The following is a 22,228-nucleotide window of genomic DNA, read 5'->3' as shown; positions in this document are numbered from 1 at the left end:
TCGGTTTCGTTGTACTCGTCGAACGTTCTATGCGACATTCGCGGCCTCCGAGTCGTTCGGTTCCGCCTCCTTGGATTCGATCCGTTGCTGAAGATCGAGCGCCCGAGCATCGGCTCGCTTACCGAAGGTGACGCCGAGGGCGTAGAAGAACCGGACGTCTTGGAGAGCCAGGTCCCACTCGCCAGGATGTACGAAGTCATCCGTCTTCATATCGAGGACCTCCGGGAAGAGCGACTCCCCTGCCCAGTCTACGTCTTTCGCGTAAACGTCGTCCTTCTCGGCGAGTTCCGGCCAGACCCTGACGAGGCGGTCGATTGTCACCTGCGTCGGTGGGTATTTATCGACAACCGTCCGGTTCATCTGCCTCGTACTCGTCTGGTGGTGGCTCACCATGCCGACGAGGACGCCGATCAGGAACGCACTTTCCCGGTGGGCATTCTCGGCCAGCGACTCCCTGTCTTCGATGAACTGTTCGAGTCTGTACCGTCGGACGGCAATACGAGTGAGATCGTCGTCACCCGAGATTTCCGCCTTCGTTGGAACATCTTGGGTCATTGTTTTTGGTGGCGTCGTCAGACCTTCGGACGCCGAGTCACCGGTCAGCAACCCGGCTCTCGCCAGCGCTTCGAGCTGGGCGAACTGCGTCTTGATGTGATTGGTCGGTAGTCGGTCCTCCTCGTCGTCCCGATACTCCTGTTCGATTCGCTCGACGTACCCAGCGAGCAAGCGCTCGACGGGAATGTCCGCACCTGTCAGCAGCGCGTAGGTGAGCCACTCGGCGAGATCGTCTGCCATCGCGCCGTCGTCACCCGCCATTTTCGGCATGGTTCCCCACGCGTAGCGACCACTGACGATCGAATTTACCACGTCGTCAACCTCGGTAAGGGGCGTGATCGGCTGCCAGTTTTCGACGCGCTCGAACCCGCTTGGGCCGAATGCGCTCGACTCGTGGAGGACGGTTCGGTGTGCGCTCGCGATCGTTCGAGGCCAGTACGGCGAGACGTCCGGTACCTCGTGAATGACGTTGATATCGCCGCTGTCGTTTCGTAACGAGATGACGTAGAAGCGCAAGGTGTCGGCTTTTTCCCGCCCAGCCTCCTCCTCGATGGTCTTTTCGAGGAAGAACATCGGATGCTGGTCGTCACCATCGAACTCCTGGAGTCGTTCGAGTGCGTAGTAGAGTTCTTCCGCGTCCCGTTCGTCCGTGTCGACGAAGTACGGGAGCGTGTAGACGCCGAGCCCGTTCCGGGTTGTTCGACATGCGTCGACGAGTGAGGAACCGGATTGGATCAGGAGCGCAGCGTCGGAGGATACCGGATGCGAGCGCCAGGCTTGTTCTCGTTGTACTCCTTCGAACTTCTCGGCGTGCTGGAGTGTGAAGAATGCGAGGGGATCTTCGGCGGTGCCGAACACCTCTGAACGATCGCCGGTGACCATACAGGCGCTTTCACCTCGTGACGGCGTACTCACCTGTTTGGAGGCCAGTTTGTCATCTTTCCGCGCTTTCATTCCCGCGTTGAGAACGCCGATCTCGCCCGGGTAGAACCAGCCTGGCTCATCGCCATTGGGCCGCTCCTCAAGGTCTTCAGGGCCGAGTCGAAGTGAGACCGTGGCGACGACACGCTCATCGTCGGTGTACCGCTCTTGGAGCTGGTTCTCGATTGTCTCCTGAACGGCTTCATCCGCTCCGAGTTCCTGTAAAAGCTTAATGATCCAGCCGTCGGGATGGGTTTCTGCTACCTCGCCGATAGCGGGTTCCCGGCCGTCAGCGTTCGTCCAGCGCTCCAGACAGTCGATACAATATGTGGCTGCAGTATCGGCGTCTGAGCCACCCTTGGCCCCTCGGCGGGTGATGCTGTGGTCGATACCGCGGCCCCACGGATAGCGGGCGAATCCGAGTTTCCCGACGGTCTCCGGCTCCAGAAAGTCCACGTCGATGGTAACGTCCTCGGTCGTCACATTATCGGCGGTGAGGTCTACTTCAACTGTGATCAGGTATCGCTTGTCCTCACTTGGATCTGACGTCGTGAACCCATCGAGTTCGCCTGGTGTATAGTAAAGTCCAAATTCCGGGTCGCCGCCGATCAGGTCACCGCTCGACGCTTCGGCGAGAGCGCCGTAGAGCGTCTGGATTCGTCGCAACGACGTTATCGGTCCGTCGAGGAGGTACTGGTCGAGTTTCTCCCGGTCCAGCCCAGTCATCGAGCTTGCCTCCGACGGTCTGCCATCTCCCCCGATGTTTGCCCGGCGGGTACGACCGAGTCTTCGTCGATATTGAGGAACCCGAACCCGAGCATATTCCGCTCTCCGACGCCGATATCGAGGGCGAGGTTGAGGTGGCGGCGGTGGTGGTCGTCTCGAACCTCGTATCCAAAGCGCCACTTGCTCATGATGTACGTCATTTCGACGCCCTGGGTCACTGTTACCGGGAGCGCGAACGTTTTGATGAGTTCGTAGCTGTCGAAGAGGTCGCCAGAGCGATCGCTGGGGCCTGGGAGACCCTCCGGACAGAACTGGCTGTGCTTCTGATCGAGGTTGTTTTCGAGTTGTGTTTTTAACGGTTCGAACGTGTGTTCGGGTTTCCAGAACGTCGGGTTTTCACCGTCGGTTTCGATCCCGTACTCCTTGCAACGCTCCGGGGGGATCCGAACGAGGACACCCGTTCCCGTTTCCAGGACGCCGCGTGTCCCAGGCTCTCCGACGTCCGGGGCGAGCAGTGAAATATCCGTGACCTCGAACGGCATTTCACCGATATTGAGCTCGGGATGTTCGTCTAGATCGCTGGCAATTGCGCCGAGGAGGTCGCGTTCTGGAGAGGCGACGAGAAGTGTCCGCTGGTCCCCTTCCTCGAAATCTCCCGGTGGAAACGGGTTCGAGAAACACACCCCGGTCGGACGGTGCTCGTCGTGACGGTCGTCGTACGTCGTTCCTTCGAGCGCGCGCCACATCCGTCCACGAAGTTTGTCGTGATACGTCGAATCGTACACGGAATCCGCACGCGCACGAAGTCGAGCCAGTATTCTCATCGGGTGGCTTTGCCCCCACTTACATTGCTACTTCTCCTCACGCACCAATGGTTATGCTCGAACATATTATATCTACCCATCATTTATAAATAGGAGTGGCCCACTATGGGTCCTGCTGAACCAGGACGACGTCGAACTTGCTGGCCTCGTGCTCGCGCCTTCAACCCTATAATGGTCCTGCTGAAACCTGGTATCATGCAAGCCCAACCAACCGACGTTCGTAGCTTCAACCCTACAAAGGTCCTTCTGGAACCGCCAGACCGCTGCCGACGCCGTCATCGGATTTCAGCTTCAACCCTACAAAGGTCCTGCTGAAACGAGTCTTTCGCACCTTCTATATAGATGGAATTAAACCTTCAACCCTACAAAGGTCCTGCTGAAACATCGCCGATGCCGTCCGCTCCCCGGAATCCTCGATCCTTCAACCCTACAAAGGTCCTGCTGAAACGTCGGCCCCGACAGCGGTCGACCCGGCGTCGACGTCCCTTCAACCCTACAAAGGTCCTGCTGAAACCTCGTTCGCCAGGAACTCACGCGCCTGACCGGCTGCCCTTCAACCCTACAAAGGTCCTGCTGAAACAACTCACCTCCTACTCGATCGGATGGACAACACGCTTCAACCCCACAAGGGTCCTGCTGAAACACAACCAGGCCCAGGCGCTGATCAACGAGTTCGGGATGCTTCAACCCCACAAGGGTCCTGCTGAAACTCGCACCGGCGACGGCACGCTGGAACTGCGGAATGAGCTTCAACCCCACAAGGGTCCTGCTGAAACCGGGCGGCTGTCCTGCGCGCGATCGTCGCCGAGCTTCAACCCCACAAGGGTCCTGCTGAAACCAGGTTGGCGCGGGCCGGATGGAAGAGTACGACCCGGCTTCAACCCCACAAGGGTCCTGCTGAAACCATGGCCGATTTCGGGCCATATGGCCCTCTCTCGGGGGATTTTACATCAAGGTTTTCGTCGACCTGCAATAGTGTACTCACCCCCAGGGGGTCGACGAACGTCGCGCACCATCTGGCGCTCCCCGCATCACACCACGAGTTCGATTCAATCCGCCCCAGACCGCCGTTCTACGCATCTTCCCACAACGACACACCCTCTCCACTGTCACTCTCTGTCGTGAAATCGCCGTCTCACACAGAATAATTAATCGTCAAACTCTTAGGTAGATATAAGTAACACTAATCCGTACCTCCGGCTGGAAGCCACGTCGTCTCCACACGCCAGGGGGCAGGCGACAGAAATGCCCCGGGTGGGCCATCACCCGAGACGATGGCTTCCGATCGCGATAGACCTGAAGCCATGATTCCGTACCCGCTCGCGAGACATAAACCCCTCGCACGACGCCCGAACCGCCCGTTCTCACCAGCCACGCGTCCGACTCGTCCGTCGCTACCGGTCACCGACGATGGGGGTCGTGGGGTGCTGGCGTGACGGATCAATCGTCGAGTCGCGACGCTGGCGGTCGTGGTGAGGCGCCCGGCGACGGCGCGCGCAGCGACGAAGCGCGCGACGACGGTGCGTCGAGCGTCGACGGGGACGGACCGGTGGGCGTCGACGGGGACGGAACGGCGTCGGGGCTGTCGCGGTGTCCGCGATGCGACAGACCGGTCGCGGTGCTCACGATTTGCGGGCCGATGGACGCGCGGGTCGGTCCGTGCGGCTGTCGGCTCTCGGTCGTGGAGGTGAACGACCTGACCGGCTCGTCGTAGGCACCTGCGTGAGTGATCTGTTTTCGCGGACAGCTCGCGACCGTCGTACACGCGTACAGACGGATTCACGATATTTCGGAGGCGACGCGCTCGCACGACGGCGTTCGGGAGTGGATGGACTGTCTACACGCCTGCGTCGCTCGGGCGCCGCTTCGTGGGCGGTGATCGATCGTGAACCCGGATTCGTCGAGTGACTCGGGGTTGCCGTCCACAGTGGGTCGGCCACAGACCCGCTCGGGCCCGGCTACAGGCGCTTCGAGACGTCGCCGTCGACGGTCGGGAGGTCGGCGATCGGGCGTTCGAGGTGGGCGAAGATCTCGCTCGCCTGGTAGAGCTGGTGTTGCCCGGCGCTCTCGACTGGGGTGAGGACGCCGTCGGCTTCGAGCGTCTCGATGAGCGAGTAGGCGGTCGTGTGCGAGAACTCGAACGCCTGCGTGGCGCCTTTGGGCGTGATGTACGGGTTCGAAAAGAGAGACTGGGTGAGTGGGAGGATGTAGTCCGATCGGTGCGACTGGTAGCGCTCGACGTACTCGCGTCGCAAGTCGAGGAGGGCCTCCCCGCGACGGACGCCTTCTCGCGCCTGCTCCCAGATGCCGCGGATGAAGAACCCGAGCCACTCGTCCCAGGCGCCGTCGGTTCGAACGCGCGTGAGGAGGTCCGTGTAGTCGCGTCGGTACTCGTTGAAGTACGCGCTGAGGTAGAGGTACGGGTCGGAGAGGAGTCCCTCCCGCTGGAGTTCGAGACTGACGAGCAGGCGTCCCAGTCGGCCGTTGCCGTCGCGAAACGGGTGGATCGTCTCGAACTGGTAGTGGATCAACCCGAGCGTCACGAGGGAGTGGACCGCTGCCCGGTCGTTCGTGTACGCGAGCAACCGTTCGAGCAGGTCGGTGACCTCGTCGGGCGGCGGCGGGACGAACGTGGCCTGTCTGATGTCGGCGCTCTCGAACGGTGCCAGGTAGTTCTGTCGCCGTCTGAGCGACCCGGGCGCGGGATCTTCGCTTCGAACGTCGTCTAAGAGGACGCCCTGCATCTCACAGAGCGTGTCGACGGTGATCCGCTCGTCGTCGGCGATCGCCTCGAGGCCCAGTTCGAGCGCCGCGAGGTAGTTCGTCGCCTGGCGCGCACCCTCCGTATCGCCCGACGCCTCGCCGATGGCTCGCTGGGCTTCGTACCGGTACACGTCCGAGAGGGTGACTTGCGTCCCTTCGATCCGCGACGAGTAGATGGCTTCTTTCCGGGCGAACGCCTCGATGATCATCGTGTGCGAACCCGCCTTCGGCCCGAGATAGTCGAGCGCACCCAGCATTCGCATCGCCTGGCCGATCTCGGCGACGAGTTCGCCCTGGTCCACGTCGACGTCCGCGAGCGAATCGGGAACGAACGACGGCGTTTCGTACCCGTTCGCCGTCGTCGTCACCAGCGTTCCCGGGGCCGCCTCGGTGAACTGGTCCCGATCCATGGTCGTCAGTGACGCCCCACCAGTAAAGGTTTAGCGCCAAACCTTGAACGAGGGCGGGTCGCGTTCAGGCCTGCCCGGTCTCGACCGCCCACTCATTCAACCTTTTGGGGTAGAACATTGAACGAGCCGTCCCGCCATTCACGGTCGGGTTGAACCGGCCACCGGCTCGTACACCCGTTCGGGGGTATCGTTGAACGAACCGCCGCCACGTCAGAGGTTGGCTCCAACGACTGGTCTCGTCCACTGGGATGGCTGTGATGGTGACCACCGGAACGAATCGATCCTCCGCAGCGAGTCGCTTCTCGTCCGACTCGACGTACACGGTGGCCACCGTCCCGGAACGTCGCCCGGACCCCGCCAGCGCCCGTCCGCCCCGTATCCGTCCGCGCCGCATCGGTCCGAGTACCGCCGCCGCTGTCGAAACGCGGCCGCTCGATGGTATTCCGCCGAGAGACGCCGGGTAGCCGACCGGTCGATACCCGGCGTCGCAGTGGGATGCCGCCTCGTTTCACCATCCACTGCCACCCAAATAATATTTGTGGTTACTATTGGTGTAGTGAATTATACGTGGGGGCGTCGGGCCGGCTCCGAATCGACGACGGTGAACCCGTGCGACGCCGGTGGCCGCGGTGATCGCGTGACACGGGTCGGTCCGATCGGCCTCGTCTCAGCCGAACAGGGCCTGTGCGTCCTCGATGGCGTCGACGAGTGGGTCGATCTCGTCGACGGAGTTGTAGACGTAGAACGAGGCGCGCGCCGTCGCGGCGATGCCGAGTTTGTCGTGTAACGGCTGGGTGCAGTGGTCGCCCGCCCGGATGGCGACCGCGTGGTCGTTACAGATCGACGCGAGGTCGTGGGCGTGGACGTTCTCTAAGGTGAAGCTCACGAGGCCCGCGCGCTCGGGGCCGGGTTCGGGACCGTAGATCGTCAGCCCGTCGATCGCCGAGAGTTTCTCGTGGGCTGCCTCGGCCAGGCGCTCCTCGTGGGCCTGTACGCGGTCCATCCCGATCTCCTCCAGATAGTCGACGGCCGCGGCGAGGCCGATTCCCTCCGCGATCGGCGGTGTGCCGGCTTCGAACTTCCAGGGGACGTCGCCCCAGGTGGACTCGTCGTAGGTGACCGACCGGATCATGCCGCCGCCGTAGAGGTACGGATCGAGGTCGGCCAGCAGTTCCCGCTTGCCGTAGAGTGCGCCGATGCCGGTCGGGCCGGCCATCTTGTGCCCGGAGAAGGCATAGAAGTCCGCGTCGATCTCCTCGACGTCGACGGGGCGGGTGGGCACGGCCTGCGCGCCGTCGAGGAGCGCCAGCGCGTCGTGTTCGTGCGCGAGGTCGACCAATTCGCTCACCGGGTTGACCGTCCCCAGCGTGTTCGAGACGTGGACCGCCGAGACCATCGCCGTGTCGTCGGTGATGCACTCGCGGGCGTGATCCATGTCGAGTCGGCCGTTCTCGTCGACCCGAATGTACTTCACGTCCGCCCCCGCGCGCATGGCGACCTGTTGCCAGGTGACCAGCGAGGCGTGGTGTTCCATCTCCGTGAGGACGACCTCGTCGCCCGGCCCGAGTTCGCGCAGGCCCCACGCGTGGGCGACGAGATTCTCGCTCTCGGTGGTGTTCTTCGTGAAGACGAGCTCCTCGCGGCCGCCGCTCGCGCCGACGAACTCGGCGACGCGGTCGTGGGCCTCCTCGTAGGCGATCGAGGCCTTCTGGCTGAGGTGGTGGATCCCGCGGTGGACGTTGGCGTTCGTCTCGCGGTAGTAGTCGGACATGGCGTCGACGACTGGATCGGGCGTCTGGGTCGTCGCGGCGCTGTCGAGGTAGACGAGCGGACTGCCGTCGAACGACTGGTCCAGGATCGGGTACGCCTCCCGGATGGCGTCGACGTCCAGTGGCTCGGCGCGCTGGTGACTCATTGAGACCACGTAGGGGTTCGATGGAAAACACTCCTTCGGTACCGACCCGGTTCGACGTCAGGTGCGCACCCGGCCGTGCCTGGATACGGCCACCTCACCGTCATGCCGCGGATACCTCCAGCAGTCGCGTCTCGCAGTCGTCGCAGCTGACGGCGTAGACTTCGTAGGATCGACAGCAGGAGTCGACGGTCTCTTCGTCGAGCGAGATTCGACCGTCGCAGGCCGGACAGGTCTCGAGGAACGCGCGGAGCCCGCCGACGACCTTGCCCCGTTCGTGGAGCGGTCGATCGGACCACGTCTCGATCTCCTCGTCGAGAAGTCGAGCGCCGGCCAGGTCGGCGATCAGCGCGGCCTCCGATTCCCAGTGTGCGACGGCGCCGCCCTCGCTTCCGGTGACGACGATGCGATCCGCGTCCGAATCGTCGAGCGTGATCGACTCCGGTTCTCGCTCGACGAACGCGGCCACCTGTGTCGTCCGATCGCCGTCTCTGACCGACCGGACGTGCCCACGCCATCGATCGCGCAATCCGTCCGCGAGACAGAGGTCGTCGCCGTCCTCGCAGGGGACGGTCACCCCGCCTTCGACGAGGATTCGCTCCGGATCGAACGGCTTCTCGCCGGCGGCCCCGTCGGCCGTCGTCGGTTCGGGGCCCTTGTCGAACCACGCCAGGACCCGATCCGGGAAGTACCGCTTGGTGAGTGTCGGCGTCCCGGGGACGAGGTACCCTCTGACGTAGATGGCGAGCAGCGATAGCGCGAGGATGGCCCCGGCAGAGACGACTCCCGCACCGGGCCCGGCGACGACCACGACGGCCACGCCGACGAGGGCGGCGAGCCCGACCGCGAGCACGACGTTGACAGCGGTACACGGGATACAGCGGTTCTCACCGGTGTACTCCGGCTGTCTGATGCGATCGACCATGCTGACGAGGTGTGCACTCATGTCACGATACACGACGCACCGAGTCAAAAACACATCGATATTCTCACTATGATATACGGAACAAGTGTATAAATTTATTTATTATCGGCGATGATGTACCGGTGTCGGGGTACCAGCACCGGTCGCACTCGTTCGCCGGGCGGTCGTGAGGGCCGTGGCTGTGCGAACCCGACTATCGAGGCAGACTCCACTACTGTTCGGTTCGCGGTCTGGGAGCCACATCCCACCGCTCGTCGCGTTCGACGACTCGCTCACCGCGCCAGGTATCGGTCGAGGACAGACCGTCCGTCGTCGGCACCGATCGACCCTCGTGTCGAACGGGATCGAACTTCGTGTCGAGAGGGGACGTCGGGTCGAAAGGTTTAGTTCGCCGCGTGCGCAAGCCGGCGTATGGACAAAGGACAGAACACGGGCGGGCTGATGTCCAGCGCCGGACTCGTCCGCTACTTCGACTCCGAGGACAGCAACGCGATTCGGATCGATCCGAAGACCATCATCGTCTTCGGTGTGCTGCTTGGCGTCGTCGTCCAGTTGCTCTCGTTCATCGCCTGAGTCGCTCGCGTTGGGGTGCGGTCGGTGCGCGGACAGGGTACCGGCCGTGGAATTGTCGGCCAGCCGGACGTCGGCCCCTCCGTTCGAATGGCAGGGGCCGACCCGCTCGCACGGCCGTCGCGTCGTTTTTATCGTCACCGTTCGAATGGCGGGGTATGACACTGACCGCAGGCGTCGTCGCCGTCCAGGGCGACGTGGCCGAGCACGCGGCGGCCATCGAACGCGCGTGCGCCGCCCGTGGCCGCGACGTGACGGTTCGCGAGGTTCGTCACTCGGGTGTGATCCCGGGCTGCGATCTCCTCGCGGTACCGGGCGGGGAGTCGACGACCATCTCGCGGTTCGTCCACCGGGAGGGCCTCGCCGACGAGATACGGGCCCACGTCGACGCGGGTAAACCGCTGTTCGCGACCTGTGCTGGGTTGATACTCGTCTCTCAGGACGCGGGTGACGACCGCGTGAACGAACTCGGACTCCTCGACGTGACCGTCGAGCGGAACGCGTTCGGCCGCCAGCGGGACAGTTTCGAGGCGGCGCTCGACGTCGACGGACTCGACGAACCGTTCCCGGCGGTCTTCATCCGCGCGCCGGCGATCGACGCCGTCGGCGACGCCGCGGTCATCGCACGCGTCGACGGCCGCCCCGTCGCCGTTCGACAGGGGCCGATACTCGGGACCGCCTTCCACCCGGAACTCACCGCCGACGATCGACTGCACGAACGCGCGTTCTTCGGCTCCGAGGCGGACGCCGCTCCCACCGTCTCCGCCGGGTCGGGTGAGGGCGTTTCCACCGATGCGACTGTCCCGGACGAGGCCGCTCGCACCGATGCCACCACGTCGGACGACGCCTGACGATCGAACCCGCGACGGAATTCGCGGGGGTTTTTCTCCGTTGCTCCCGTCGCCCCGGTATGGACGCGAGTATCGACGGGGTGCGCCTCGCGGGCACGCCCCAGGGGCCGGTCCCGGTGGTGGTCCTCGGCGTCGAGGGGGAGCGCGACGTCGTCCCGATCTTCGTCGGGATGGAGGAGGCGACCAGCATCGCCCGCGGCCTGGAGGCGACGGACGTCGGCCGGCCGCTCACGCACGACCTCCTGCTAGACGTGATGGAGGAACTCGGCGGGCGCGTCGAACGGGTCGTCGTGAGCGACCTGGCAGAGCGCGGCGAGGACGCCGGGACCTACATTGCCGACCTCCACGTGACCACGCCGCGCGAGACCGTCGTCGTCGACGCCCGGCCCAGCGACTCGCTGGCGCTCGCCGCGCGGACGACCGTCCCGATCGAGATCGCCGAATCGGTCTTCGAGCGAAGCGCCGAAGAGCCGGAGACGTACGCGGACCTCACGGACATCCGCGAGATGGGAGGTGAGCCGGCGTGAGCGGTCGCCGCGAACGCGGAGGTGGGTCGGCGTGACCGACGACGCGTCGAGTCCGGCGGCCGAGACGGAGCCGGACCCGCAGGTCCTCGCCGACCTCTTCGCCGTCATCGAGGATCGGAAGGCGATCCGGCCCGAAGGCTCCTACACAGCGTCGCTGTTCGATCACGAGAAGGGCGAGAACGCCGTCCTGGAGAAGATCGGCGAGGAGGCGACGGAGGTCGTCCTCGCCGCCAAGGACGACGACCTCGACGAACTCACCTACGAGTCCGCCGACCTGGTCTATCACCTGCTCGTGTTGCTCTCGATGAACGACCTCGACCTGTCGGCCCTGCTCGCGGAACTCGAGTCGCGCCGGTGAGACCGCCGGCACCGATCGACCGTCGTCGATTCGCCGCGTCGAACGTTCTTCTGACCGTGTCTCCCCGGTCGACCGAACCGCACGGTCCTCGTCAGTCGGACCGGTACGGCGCGCAGACGCGTTCGACGCCGTCCTCGAAGTCGATCTCCGGCTCCCAGCCGGTCTCGGCCCGGAACCGGGAACTGTCGGCGCAGGTGTGGTAGACGTAGTTGTCGATCGGCACCGGTTCGTACGCGGGTTCGACGTCGGTCCCCAGGGCCTCGTTGATCAGCTCGACCATCTCGTTGAACGAGTAGGGGTCGCCGGTGCCGAGGTTGTAGACGCCGTCCGCGTCGTGATCGGCGGCGAGTTCGAGTCCACGAACGATGTCGGAGACGTGCGTGAAGTCGCGCGTCTGGCTCCCGTCGCCCCAGAGGACCGGCGAGCGGCCGTTCGCGACGTCGTCGGCGAACTGCGAGACGGTGTTCGCGTACTCGCCTTTGTGCGCTTCCGCACCGCCGTAGCCCTGGTAGACCGAGAAGAAGCGCATCCCGGCGAGGGTGACGTCGTCGTGGAAGTTGCTGTAGTACTCCGCGTAGCGTTCGCGACCGAGCATGGAGGCGTCGTAGCCCGTCGACGCCTCGATGGCTAGGTCTTCGGGCGACGGCTCGCGTCGGGAGCCGTAGATCGACGATGTCGAGGCGTAGACGAACGTCTCGCAGCCGTCGGCGAGCGCCTGTTCGACGACGTTGACGAACCCCTCGACGTTGACGCGGGCACCCTGTCGGGGGTTTTCTTCTAACATCTGTCGGCTCGAGAGGGCGGCCAGGTGAACGACCACGTCGACGTCGGTCGGCAGCTGGTCGTCGAGGACGTCGGCCTCGACGAACTCGACGTCGTCCACGAGGTTGTCGGCCGTCCCGAGGTAGCCGTTGTCGAGCGCGATGACCTCGTTGTCGGTCACGAGGGCGTTCGCGAGGTTCGAGCCGATGAACCCCGCACCGCCGGTGACCAGAACGCGAGCGTCGTGCATGTACGGTGGCTTCGCGGGAGGATCATAAGGGCGTTTCGAGGCCAATATTCATGGGGCCCGTCGTGGAGTGGGCCGTCGTGTCTCGCACACGAGACCGGGATCGTCGGCCGTTCGGCCCGCTCGGCCTCCGGTCGCGACTCACGCGAAATCGGCTTCGCATCGCGTTCGGTGCCGTCATCATCCTCGCGGCCGCGGTTCTCGTCGTCGCGGCCGCGGGGAGCCACTCGACGGCGACGAGAGCGGACGTTCCGCGGGCGCCGCCCACGGAGAACCACACGGTCGTCACCGAGTCGGGACGGGCCGGGACGATCACCGTCTACGATCCCGGCGGCGACGTCCGGTACTACGACAACTCCCGAACGAAGTACTTCGACGTCGACCCGGTCGCGAGCGATCCGACGACGATCGAGTACGCGGCGACCGATACGCTCCATCGGCGGGGACCGACCTGTCGGAGCCCGCCGTGTACGCGAAACGTGATCGAGCGCGTCGATCTCGCGGCCGAGAACCCCGAGCCCGAGGTGATCTACGCGCGGTACGATCACAGGGAGACCGCGGCCGAGTGGCACGACCACGTGCGGATAAACGAGACCCACGTCGCGATCGCGGACATCGTCGCGGACCAGGTGTTCGTCGTGAACACCGAGACGGAACTCGTCGAGTGGCTCTGGGATGCGCAGGCGGAGTTCCCCGTCGAGGAGGGCGGTCCTTACCCGGACGACTGGGCGCACGTAAACGACGTCGAGTACGTCGACGCGCCGGGCGATCCGAACGACGGGCGCATCGTGGCCAGTCTGCGCAACCAGGACCAGGTCGTCTTCCTCGACCCGGAGACGGGGCTCGTCGACGAGTGGACGCTCGGCGCGGAGGACGACTACGACGTCCAGTACGAACAGCACAACCCGGACTACATCCCCGAGTCGCGAGGCGGTCCGGCGATCGTCGTCGCCGACTCGGAGAACGGCCGCGTCCAGGAGTTCGGTCGCGAGGACGGCGAGTGGGTTCGCACCTGGCAGTGGGCTGACGAGACGATCCAGTGGCCCAGGGACGCCGATCGCCTGCCGAACGGGAACACGATCGTCGCGGACTCACACGGCCAGCGGGTGATCGAGGTGGATCCGTCGGGCGAGATCGTCTGGGAGGTCCCCTCGACGCTGCCCTACGAGGCCGAACGCCTGGAGACCGGCGCGGAGAGCACCGGTGGCCGGAGCGCGGCGTCCCTCGGTCTCGAGTCGCGGACGACCGACGCCGTCGACGGCGGCGGGTCGGTCCTGTCGGGTCCGGCGCAGCGAGCCGAGGACCTCGTCGAGTGGGTCCTGCCACACCGGATCTACAACGCGCTCCTCTTCGCGACGCCGGTCTGGATGGATGGCACCGAGTTCGCAGTCGTCGCCCTCGCCATCCTCGTCGGACTGGCCTGGCTCGGCGCGGAGGTCCGGTGGCGACTCCGCGACGCCGGCGTTCGATTCCGTGCCCCGGTCTATCGACGTGGCGACTGACGAGGAGCGTACCGCCGCCGACGCCATCGTAGCGAGGAGCGTACCCGCCCACCATCGTGTGGGAGTCTCGACGCGCGCTTCACGCGAGCAGGTGGCCACCGAGCAGGTAGAGCGTGGCGAGGATCGACTGGAACGAGAGCGAGCCGAGCGCCGAGAGTGTGACGAACGTCCGCCAGTCGATCCGCGAGAGGCCCGCGGGGACGGTGAGCACGCCCCGGACGAACAGCAGTGTGTTGCTCGCCGGAATCGCGAAGACGCCCCACCGCTCGAACCACCCGTCGAACCGGTCGAGGCGCGACTCGGAGATGGGCACCCACCGTTTTCGGAGGACGTACTCCCGCCCGGCGTGGCGGACGACGAGAAAGAGCGCCGTCTGTCCGATCGTCGTCCCGACGACGGCGAGGGCCACGATAGCGAGCACCTCCGACGGCGACGAGCCGATCAGCGCGAGCGCGACGGGGACGACCAGTTCCGACGGCATGAACCGCAACAGCATCGCTCCCTCGAGGACGCAGAGGCAGAAGAAGACGACGAGCGCGCCCTCGGAGGTGAGTACCGACTCGAGCCAGGGGGGCGTGCTGTCGACCGCGAGGACGACCGGGCTCGATGGAGGCACCGCGAGGACGAGCGAGCCCGACGAAGGCACCGCGGGGACGACCGATCCGGACGGCTGCATGGTCGCGTCTCCACCGTTTCGGGTAGTAAATAGTCGGTCTGTATCTGCCGCCTCGTGGTACGACGGCGACGATCGACGAGCGCTATCGTGCGTTCCCCCGCCGTAAGTATGGTACTCCTTCGGCCCCACAGAGTAATCGTGGATCCAGCGCGAGCCGTCTTTCTCGCCGTCGCCTTCGCCACCCACGCGTTCCTCGGGTACGCGCTCGTCCGTTCGTTGACGGCGGCCAACCCACGACTCGGTGTGCTGTTCGGCCTGCTCCCGGATGCGGATTTCCTGTTCCCCGCCGCGCTCGAGTGGCCGTTCGTCCACCGTGGACTCTCCCACTCGCCGTTCGCCCTGCTCGTGTTCGTCGTGGGTGCACTCGTCGTTCGGGATCGGACGACCGCGCTCGCGGTCGCGCTGGCGTACGGCTCGCACCTGTTGCTCGACTCGCTCTCGCCGGCGGGGATACAGTGGCTCTTCCCGCTTCGAACCACCTGGAGTCCCGGACTGTCGATCCACACCGTGATCGACACGCCGGTGCTGTGGGCCGGCTGTCTCGTCCTGCTCGCCTGGCGGACGGACGCGCTCGATCCGCTCCTCGCTCGTCTCCCGGTCGATTCTGACCGACTCGGGGTCGGGTGATCGTCACGCGGCGACCATCGTCAGCGCGAGCGACCCGAAGACGGAGGCGGACCCGGCGATCAGGAACGCACGGTTGATTCGCGGGTTCTTCGAGGCGAACCACTCGAGCGTGACGTGGACACGCCAGAGCGGCGCGAACGGGCTGATGCCCATCGGAGTCACGACGTCGCCGGCGAGGTGGGCGAGGATCCCGCCAGTGCCGACGACGACGCCGAACTGGAACGCGATCGGCTCGCCGGGCGCGGCGAGCGCGGTGCCGACGCCGGCCGCCAGTCCGACCAGAAGGGCGAACCAGACGGTGTGTGTCGGGCCCCGGTGTGCGACGACCGGGAGCGGGTCGTCGAAGTCCGGTAGCGTGGAGACGCCGACGGCGACGACCGCGCCGACGAGCGCCAGCCACAGCGACCAACGACTCGCGACGACGGGAACGGCGGGGGCGTACAGCAGGGCGTTGAAGCCGGCGTGACCGTCGCGGTACACGCTCGATCCGAGGCCGCAGTCGGGCATTACGCTGTCGCCTGAATCACTCGACCGCCGCGCGGTGGTCGCGACGACGGGGTCACCCTACTGGCGAGCGGACTCGCTCGATCGTCCCGACGGCGGGGTGATCGCACGCCGGTGAGCTGTCCCTCTCACACACACTCTCTCTCTCGAGCGGTTCGTCGGCGGTGATCGACCGATCAACTGAGCGAGCGGACGCCGAACGCGGAGACCGACGCGCCGCCGATCGCGACGGGCATCCAGTAGACGGCGCCGCGGAAGATGAGGACGGCGGCGGTCACCGTCGAGGCTGGGACGCCGGTGGTGGGAACGAGGAGGGCGACCATCGCGGCGTCGATTCCGCCGAGGCCACCCGGTAGCGGGGCGGCGCCCGCCACGTACGAGAGGGGAATCACGAACAGGGCGACGTACGCCGGGATGTCGTGGCCGAGGGCGGCGAACGCGACGACGAGTGCGGCTGCCTGGAAGAGCCAGCCGGTCAGCGACAGCCCGACGACGCCCGCCAGCTGCCAGGGACTCGTCGCCACGCGTTCGATGCTCTCGAAGAAGTGGTCGAACCGTTCCGAGAGACTCGCTTCGAACTCTGCCGCGTCGACACGGGAGCGACCCAGTCGACCGGCGACAGTGGAGGCGACCGCGGGGAGGCGCTCGACGATCCGCCGGCGGTACCGCCAGACGAGCGCGATCACGACGACGATCCCGCCGATCAGCACCACGGCGGAGGTGACCGCCCGCTCCAGGCGCTGGCCGATCGCCGCGGTCGTGGCGTAGTAGCCGACGCCTACGAAGATGAGCGAGATCGACGGGACGACGTTGAGCACGTCGACGCTCGCGATGCCGACGAGGCCGGTCTCGTAGCGCGAGTCGGAGACCTTCGAGATGATGAGTGCGGCGACCGGCTCGCCGCCCGCCTGGCCGAACGGGGTCACGTTGTTCGCGAAGACGGCGCCGGCGTAGACGAACAGCGACGTGACGAGGGGGATTTCGACCCCGAGGACGCCCAGGATCGTCCGCAGCATCACTCCCCAGACTGCGAGCCAGCACAGCGCGAGCCCGAACGTCAGCGCGACGTACGACGGTTTCGCGGTGGCGAGCGCGTCGAGGACGTCACCTGCACCGACGACGAACAGCAGGATCGTGATGAGCGCGATCGCCCCGAGCCCCGCCAGCAGGAACGTTGCCCGGGTCCGTCCGTTCATACGCCTAGTCGATCGTTCGCTACCTTGAAACGTCCGGTTATCGGTGGACGGGACGGTCGTTCGGACGGTAACGAGCGCCGATTTAAGTGAGTCGATGTGGTGGCGAGCAGGGATGGCCGACAGTCCGCAGCGGAACGTCCTCCTCGTCGTCCTGGACACGGTCAGGAAGGATCGCATGGAGCCGTACGGCTACGACCGTGCGACGACGCCGGCCTTGTCTCGATTCGCCGAAGAGGCGACCGTCTTCGAGTCGGCAATAGCCCCGGCGCCCTGGACGTTACCCGTCCACGCGTCGCTGTTCACCGGTCTGTACCCGAGCCAGCACGGCGCCGACCAGGAACGGCCGTACCTGGCCGACGCGACGACGCTCGCGTCGACGCTTTCGGCGGCCGGCTACGACACCGGTTGTTTCACCTCGAACGCCTGGATCTCCCCGTACACCGGTCTCACCGACGGGTTCGACGCCCAGCGATCCTTCTTCGAGGTGCTGCCGAGCGACGTCCTCTCCGGCCCGCTCGCGCGGACGTGGCGGACGATCTCCGAGACCGATCCACTGCGAGGACTCGCCTCGCGACTCGTCAGGGTCGGCGCGAAGGCTCACGAACGCCTGGCGAGCGGTGAGGGCGCCGATACGAAGACGCCGTCGGTGATCGATCGGACGAAAGCCTTCGTCGAGGCCCGCGACGCGGGCTGGTTCGCGTTCGTCAACCTGATGGATGCCCACCTCCCGTACTACCCGCCCGACGCGTACCGCGAGCGCTTCGCCCCGGGCGTCGATCCGGACGCCGTCTGCCAGAACTCGAAGGCGTACAACGCGGGCGTGCGCGACGTCGACGACGCCGAGTGGCGGGCGATCCGCGACCTCTACGACGCCGAGATCGCCCACATGGACGCGGAACTCGGACGCCTGTTCCGGTGGCTTCGCGAGACGGATCGGTGGGACGAGACCACCGTGATCGTCGCGGCCGATCACGGCGAACTCCACGGCGAACACGGGCTCTACGGGCACGAGTTCGCCCTGTACGACGAACTCGTGAACGTCCCGCTCCTGGTGACGCACCCGGCGCTCGAGACCGGTCGGCGGGCCGACCTCGTCGAACTGCTCGACCTGTATCACACCGTCCTCGACGCGCTCTCCGTCGATCCGTCGGACGGACGGCGCGACGACGGGATCGGGGCCGACCCGGTCCCCCTCGACCGGACACGGTCGCTGCTCGCGGACGAGTACCGGGACTTCGCCGGCGTTCGACGCCCCGACCCGGGTCAGCGGGCCGTTCGCGACGCCGACGCCGACTACGCGTTCGTCGAGTACGCCCGCCCCGTCGTCGAACTGCACCACCTGGAGACGAAAGCGAGCGAGGCCGGCCGCTCCCTCCCCGACGACCACCGCGCCTACGCTCGCCAGCGGGCCGCCAGGCGCCTCGACGCGAAGTACGTGCGCGCCGACCGGATCCCGGACGAGGGCTACCGTCTCGACGTCGATCCGGCCGAAACCACGCCGATCGATCCGGCGGACGACGACGCCGTCGCCAGGACCGAACGCGCCCTCGCCTGGTTCGAGGCCGCCGCCGGCGCCACCTGGGACGAATCGACCGAGTCGGCGCCCGAGACGGAGGCGGCGCTCGCGGACGCGGACGAACGGACTCGCGACCGGTTGCGCGAATTAGGGTATCTCGAGTGACGACGCACTCCTGGTGACGGGCCAGGACGTTCCGCGGGCGAGTGACGAGGCCCGATCGTCGTGGACAGACGAGCCGGGTTGCGCCGCTATCGGCGCGAGATCTCGCAGAAACCGACTGCAGTGTGGTGATTAATCGCTCGTTACCGGCCGTGATCGGGGATTATCCGATCCCAATACAATTACGTAGGTCGAATCGAAAGCCCTCGGTAATGAAAGACCAGCGGTTTCTCGAATCGGACTGGGATTACTGTCTGGTGCTCGATGCGTGCCGGTACGACGTCTTCGCCGACGTCTACGACGAGTACCTGGACGGGTCGCTCGAAAAGCGCTGGAGCGTCGGCTCGTCCACGCCCGAGTGGGCCTATCGGACCTTCACCGGCGAACACGATCTCGCGTACTTCTCCGGGAACCCGTTCATCAACGATCTCGGTATCCCGCTGAACGAACTCAAGTGGGGGGCGAGTTGCGATTACGAGTGGACCGCGACCGACCACATCGGCGACCTCTTCGACGTCTGGAAGACCGGGTGGGACGACGACCTCGGGACGGTTCCGCCGGCGGGTATCGAGGCGGCGTTCCGCGAGAACAAGGACGCCGTCGACCGCGCCGAACGGACGGTGTTGCACTACATGCAACCGCACGCACCGTACCTCTCACGGGGGAAGGGGGCGAAGCTCAAACAGATCCAGAAGGGGATCAAGAAACAGGAGGAAGCCGAGACCGCAGCCGACGGCGGCAGCGACGGCGCGCTCTCCTCGCTGACGGGATCGATCCGTCCCAAGGTCGAGGAGAAACTCGAAGGGAGCGAACTCGCCCAGAAGGCGGGCCTCTGGCTCGAACTCGACAAGGGCGATCTCGTCAAGAACGGCACACGCGACGCCGCACTCGCGCTCTACGAGGAGAACCTCCGGATCGCGCTCGAGGACATCGCCGACCTCGTCACCGAACTCGACGGACGCGTGATCGTCACCGCCGACCACGGCGAGGCGTTCGGCGAGGAGGGCGTCTGGGAGCACCACATCGAGACCCACATCCCGGCGTTGATGGAGGTGCCGTGGCTCGAAGTCGAGTGAGCGAGGGCCGTGGTCGATCGACCACGGCGACTCGCGAACCCGATTCGACACCGGCCACCTGGAGGCGCACACGAGATGATCGACACACACCGTAATCATGCTGGTCAGCCACTATTTCGAACTCGCGGAGCACGTTACCGGCGGGATCAGCGAATCGGTCGCCCACCAGCGCAAGATGCTCGATCGCCTGGACGTCTCCTACACGACCCGGCAGACGCTCGACGCCGACGTGATGCACTTCAATCTCATGGGGCCGCGGTCGGTGTGGTACGCCAAACGCGCCCGGTCGAAGGGGATCCCCGTCGTCGCGAACACGCACGTCACCGCCGAGGACTTCGGGGACAGTTTTCGCTTTACCAACGCGCTCGCGAAGCCGCTGAAGCCGTACCTCCGGTGGGCGTACGGACACGCCGACGCGCTCGTCTGTCCCTCGGAGTACAACCGAGGGCTCATCGAGGGGTACGCGGACGTGCCGACGACCGTCGTCTCGAACGGCGTCGACACCGAGAAACTCGAGGGATTCGAATCGCTCGAGGACGAGTACCGCGAGCGCTACGACCTCTCGGAACCGACCGTCTTCCTCGTCGGCCACGTCATCAAGCGCAAGGGCCTCGAAACGTTCGTCGAACTGGCTCGCACCCGGCCCGACGTCGACTTCGCGTGGTTCGGCCCGCTCGACCTCTCGCTGAAGGGCCGGGAGACCACGGCGCTGATCGAGAACGCGCCCGAGAACTGCACGTTCACCGGGTTCGTCGACGACATCCGCGGGGCGTTCGCGGCGGGCGACGTCTTCTGTTTCCCCACACACGAAGAGAACGAGGGGATCGCCCTGCTGGAGGCGATGGCCGCCGGAAAGCCGGTCGTCGTCCGCGACATCGAGACGTTCTCGTGGCTCGAAGACGGCGAGGACTGTCTCAAGGTCTCGCCCGAGCCGGGCGGGTCGGACGTCGAGGCGTTCGCGGCCGCGCTCGACGAACTCGCAGACGCGGGGCGTCGGCGGACCCTGGGTTCGGCGGCGGCCGACCGCGCCGAGGCCTTCTCGCTGGACGCGGTCGCCGGGCGCTACCGCGACCTCTACGACGAGGTGATCGCTGAATGAAGATCGGCTTCTTCACGGACAGTTACTTCCCCGAGATCGACGGTGTAACGTACACGATCAAGCTCTGGCGCGAGGAACTCGAGCGCGAGGGCCACGAGGTCCACGTGATCTACCCGGACGGCGACTACGAGCCCGGCCCGCGCGAACACCCCGTTCGATCGCTGCCGAACCCGTTCTACGCGGGCTATCGCATCCCGCTGTACCGCCGACTCTCGACCCTGCCCGACCTCGACGTCGTCCACTGTCACGGTCCGGCGCCGGTCGGTCGTCTGGGCGCCCGATACGCGCGGAAACGGGACCTGCCGTCGATCTACACCCACCACACCCCGCTGGAGGAGTACTTCCACCAGAGCATCGGGGTCGGCCCACTCGCGACCGCGCTCGCGAAATGCTACGTCCCGCTCGAAAACGCGTTCCTCCGCCGGTTCGACGTCGTCACGGCCTCAACGAAGCGGATCGATCGCAACGTCGAGCACGTCCCCCTCCCGGTCGGCATCGACATGGACTTCTTCCAGCCGGCCGAGAAGGACTGGTATCCCGATCGGACGGTGATCGGCTACGCCGGTCGTCTCAGCATGGAGAAGAACGTCGAGGAACTCCTCCGTGCGGCCCGCGAACTCCCGGAGTACGACTTCGTCGTCGTCGGCGAGGGCCCGCGCCGCGAGCCGCTCGAACGCGAGGCGCCCGACAACGTCGAACTGCGCGACTTCCTGCCCCGCGAGGAGCTGCCGACGTTCCTGTCGTCGCTCGATACGTTCGTCACGTCCTCGACCGGCGACACGCTCGGCCTCTCGACGCTCGAGGCCAACGCCTGCGGGACGCCGGTCGCAGCTGCCGACGCCGCTCCGTTCGACCAGACGATCGGTCCGGGCAACGGCGAGCGATTCGCGCTCCGCGACCTGGAGGCGATGGTCGAGGCGATCGAGTCGTGTCTGGACGCCGACCGCGACACGCGCGCAGCCGTCGAGCGCTACGACATCGAGCACACACTCGCCCACCTCGAGTACCTCTACGAGACCGCCGGCACCGCGGCCGTCGAGACGCCGACACCGGCCACCGACCGCTGGTTCCCGGACGACTCCCAGCGCTCACTCGACTGAGGACCGCCGTCCCCGGTCGCTCCCGTCGAATCGGTGGGAACCGCGACCGCGTGACTCGATCGACGCTTCTGCTACCGCTCGTCACTCGGTTCCGCGTCCCGACGGAGGCGTTCGTAGCGATTTTCGAACTCTTCGTCGGTGAGTTCGCCGCGGGCGTAGGCGGCTCGCAACTCCTCGATGGCTCGGTCCTCGCCGTCGCCGGACAGCGCGGTGAACAGCAGGTAGCCGATCCCGACGAGGACGACCAGGGGGACGAGGCCGGCGACCAGCCAGAGTAGCACGCCGACACCGCCGATTCCCATCCCGGTGTGGCCGAAGCCGAGCAGCATCGGGAGGGCCATCACGCCGAGGAGGAGCGGGAGGAGCACGAACGCGGCGACCAGGACGAGGCCGGCTTTCAGGACGTCGTCGCTATCCAT

21 protein-coding genes are annotated in these 22,228 nt (G+C 66.0%); 11 read left to right on the top strand and 10 right to left on the bottom strand.

Annotation, left to right across the window (positions count from 1 at the left end):
• Nucleotides 1-27: 27 nt before the first annotated feature.
• Both cas8b and cas6 read right to left on the bottom strand, forming a co-directional pair.
• Nucleotides 28-2,202 carry a type I-B CRISPR-associated protein Cas8b/Csh1 gene (gene cas8b, locus NO366_RS02210; protein WP_256532681.1) on the bottom strand — a complete coding sequence of 725 codons (2,175 nt, stop codon included), beginning with the start codon at nucleotides 2,200-2,202 and terminating at the stop codon, nucleotides 28-30.
• Nucleotides 2,199-3,026 carry a CRISPR-associated endoribonuclease Cas6 gene (gene cas6 / locus NO366_RS02205; RefSeq protein ID WP_382274350.1) on the bottom strand — a complete coding sequence of 276 codons (828 nt, stop codon included), beginning with the start codon at nucleotides 3,024-3,026 and terminating at the stop codon, nucleotides 2,199-2,201. Before cas6 ends, cas8b begins: the two co-directional genes overlap by 4 nt.
• Nucleotides 3,027-4,458: 1,432 nt before the next feature.
• Here cas6 and NO366_RS02200 point away from each other — a divergent pair.
• Complete coding sequence (locus NO366_RS02200; RefSeq protein WP_256532679.1) at nucleotides 4,459-4,740, top strand: hypothetical protein; 282 nt, start codon at nucleotides 4,459-4,461, stop codon at nucleotides 4,738-4,740.
• Between the two features lie 244 nt (nucleotides 4,741-4,984).
• Here the strand turns inward: NO366_RS02200 and NO366_RS02195 are convergent, their stop codons facing one another.
• The 3 genes from NO366_RS02195 to NO366_RS02185 form a co-directional block, all read right to left on the bottom strand.
• On the bottom strand, nucleotides 4,985-6,199 hold the full coding sequence (locus NO366_RS02195; RefSeq protein ID WP_256532678.1) for a Fic family protein: 1,215 nt from the start codon (nucleotides 6,197-6,199) through the stop codon (nucleotides 4,985-4,987).
• A 667-nt stretch (nucleotides 6,200-6,866) separates the two neighbouring features.
• Nucleotides 6,867-8,114, bottom strand: a complete 1,248-nt coding sequence (locus tag NO366_RS02190; protein ID WP_256532677.1) for an aminotransferase class V-fold PLP-dependent enzyme — start codon at nucleotides 8,112-8,114, stop codon at nucleotides 6,867-6,869.
• A 100-nt stretch (nucleotides 8,115-8,214) separates the two neighbouring features.
• Nucleotides 8,215-9,057, bottom strand: coding sequence for a DUF8054 domain-containing protein (locus NO366_RS02185; protein ID WP_256532676.1), 843 nt, complete (start codon nucleotides 9,055-9,057; stop codon nucleotides 8,215-8,217).
• 390 nt (nucleotides 9,058-9,447) lie between these two features.
• Between NO366_RS02185 and NO366_RS02180 the strand changes: the two genes are divergently transcribed.
• The 4 genes from NO366_RS02180 to hisE all read left to right on the top strand — a co-directional run bounded on the left by NO366_RS02180 (nucleotide 9,448) and on the right by hisE (nucleotide 11,342).
• Nucleotides 9,448-9,609: a preprotein translocase subunit Sec61beta gene (locus NO366_RS02180; RefSeq protein WP_256532675.1), complete on the top strand. Its 162-nt coding sequence runs from the start codon at nucleotides 9,448-9,450 to the stop codon at nucleotides 9,607-9,609.
• A 155-nt stretch (nucleotides 9,610-9,764) separates the two neighbouring features.
• A complete protein-coding gene (gene pdxT / locus NO366_RS02175) occupies nucleotides 9,765-10,457 on the top strand; it encodes a pyridoxal 5'-phosphate synthase glutaminase subunit PdxT (protein ID WP_256532674.1) in 693 nt (230 codons plus the stop codon).
• Between the two features lie 59 nt (nucleotides 10,458-10,516).
• Complete coding sequence (locus tag NO366_RS02170; protein ID WP_256532673.1) at nucleotides 10,517-10,984, top strand: bifunctional nuclease family protein; 468 nt, start codon at nucleotides 10,517-10,519, stop codon at nucleotides 10,982-10,984.
• Nucleotides 10,985-11,015: 31 nt separating this feature from the next.
• The gene (gene hisE, locus NO366_RS02165) at nucleotides 11,016-11,342 is read left to right on the top strand and encodes a phosphoribosyl-ATP diphosphatase (RefSeq protein WP_256532672.1); all 327 of its coding nucleotides are present in this window, start codon (nucleotides 11,016-11,018) and stop codon (nucleotides 11,340-11,342) included.
• A 91-nt stretch (nucleotides 11,343-11,433) separates the two neighbouring features.
• On the opposite strand, the gene NO366_RS02160 is transcribed toward hisE, so the two are convergent.
• The gene (locus NO366_RS02160) at nucleotides 11,434-12,354 is read right to left on the bottom strand and encodes an NAD-dependent epimerase/dehydratase family protein (protein WP_256532671.1); all 921 of its coding nucleotides are present in this window, start codon (nucleotides 12,352-12,354) and stop codon (nucleotides 11,434-11,436) included.
• Nucleotides 12,355-12,431: 77 nt separating this feature from the next.
• On the opposite strand from NO366_RS02160, the gene NO366_RS02155 reads away from it, so the two are divergent.
• Complete coding sequence (locus tag NO366_RS02155; protein WP_256532670.1) at nucleotides 12,432-13,853, top strand: aryl-sulfate sulfotransferase; 1,422 nt, start codon at nucleotides 12,432-12,434, stop codon at nucleotides 13,851-13,853.
• 79 nt (nucleotides 13,854-13,932) lie between these two features.
• Here the strand turns inward: NO366_RS02155 and NO366_RS02150 are convergent, their stop codons facing one another.
• Nucleotides 13,933-14,529: a DedA family protein gene (locus NO366_RS02150; RefSeq protein ID WP_256532669.1), complete on the bottom strand. Its 597-nt coding sequence runs from the start codon at nucleotides 14,527-14,529 to the stop codon at nucleotides 13,933-13,935.
• Between the two features lie 138 nt (nucleotides 14,530-14,667).
• Between NO366_RS02150 and NO366_RS02145 the strand changes: the two genes are divergently transcribed.
• The gene (locus tag NO366_RS02145; RefSeq protein ID WP_256532668.1) at nucleotides 14,668-15,156 is read left to right on the top strand and encodes a metal-dependent hydrolase; all 489 of its coding nucleotides are present in this window, start codon (nucleotides 14,668-14,670) and stop codon (nucleotides 15,154-15,156) included.
• 3 nt (nucleotides 15,157-15,159) lie between these two features.
• On the opposite strand, the gene NO366_RS02140 is transcribed toward NO366_RS02145, so the two are convergent.
• Nucleotides 15,160-15,636 carry a metal-dependent hydrolase gene (locus NO366_RS02140; protein WP_256534059.1) on the bottom strand — a complete coding sequence of 159 codons (477 nt, stop codon included), beginning with the start codon at nucleotides 15,634-15,636 and terminating at the stop codon, nucleotides 15,160-15,162.
• Nucleotides 15,637-15,836: 200 nt separating this feature from the next.
• The gene (locus NO366_RS02135; protein WP_256532667.1) at nucleotides 15,837-16,856 is read right to left on the bottom strand and encodes a lysylphosphatidylglycerol synthase transmembrane domain-containing protein; all 1,020 of its coding nucleotides are present in this window, start codon (nucleotides 16,854-16,856) and stop codon (nucleotides 15,837-15,839) included.
• 112 nt (nucleotides 16,857-16,968) lie between these two features.
• Between NO366_RS02135 and NO366_RS02130 the strand changes: the two genes are divergently transcribed.
• From NO366_RS02130 to NO366_RS02115, 4 genes are all read left to right on the top strand, one after another.
• Nucleotides 16,969-18,537 carry a sulfatase gene (locus NO366_RS02130; protein WP_256534058.1) on the top strand — a complete coding sequence of 523 codons (1,569 nt, stop codon included), beginning with the start codon at nucleotides 16,969-16,971 and terminating at the stop codon, nucleotides 18,535-18,537.
• Nucleotides 18,538-18,746: 209 nt separating this feature from the next.
• Nucleotides 18,747-19,610, top strand: coding sequence for a hypothetical protein (locus tag NO366_RS02125; protein ID WP_256532666.1), 864 nt, complete (start codon nucleotides 18,747-18,749; stop codon nucleotides 19,608-19,610).
• A 97-nt stretch (nucleotides 19,611-19,707) separates the two neighbouring features.
• Complete coding sequence (locus NO366_RS02120; protein WP_256532665.1) at nucleotides 19,708-20,709, top strand: glycosyltransferase family 4 protein; 1,002 nt, start codon at nucleotides 19,708-19,710, stop codon at nucleotides 20,707-20,709.
• Nucleotides 20,706-21,809 carry a glycosyltransferase gene (locus NO366_RS02115; protein ID WP_256532664.1) on the top strand — a complete coding sequence of 368 codons (1,104 nt, stop codon included), beginning with the start codon at nucleotides 20,706-20,708 and terminating at the stop codon, nucleotides 21,807-21,809. The genes NO366_RS02120 and NO366_RS02115 overlap by 4 nt, the downstream gene beginning before the upstream one ends.
• A gap of 71 nt (nucleotides 21,810-21,880) precedes the next feature.
• On the opposite strand, the gene NO366_RS02110 is transcribed toward NO366_RS02115, so the two are convergent.
• Complete coding sequence (locus NO366_RS02110; RefSeq protein ID WP_256532663.1) at nucleotides 21,881-22,228, bottom strand: SHOCT domain-containing protein; 348 nt, start codon at nucleotides 22,226-22,228, stop codon at nucleotides 21,881-21,883.

It is taken from the genome of Halovivax cerinus (assembly GCF_024498195.1).
GTDB classification, from domain to species: domain Archaea; phylum Halobacteriota; class Halobacteria; order Halobacteriales; family Natrialbaceae; genus Halovivax; species Halovivax cerinus.
The sequence above is the reverse complement of the archived record's forward strand: the minus strand, read 5'-3'. Positions and strand labels throughout refer to the sequence as shown.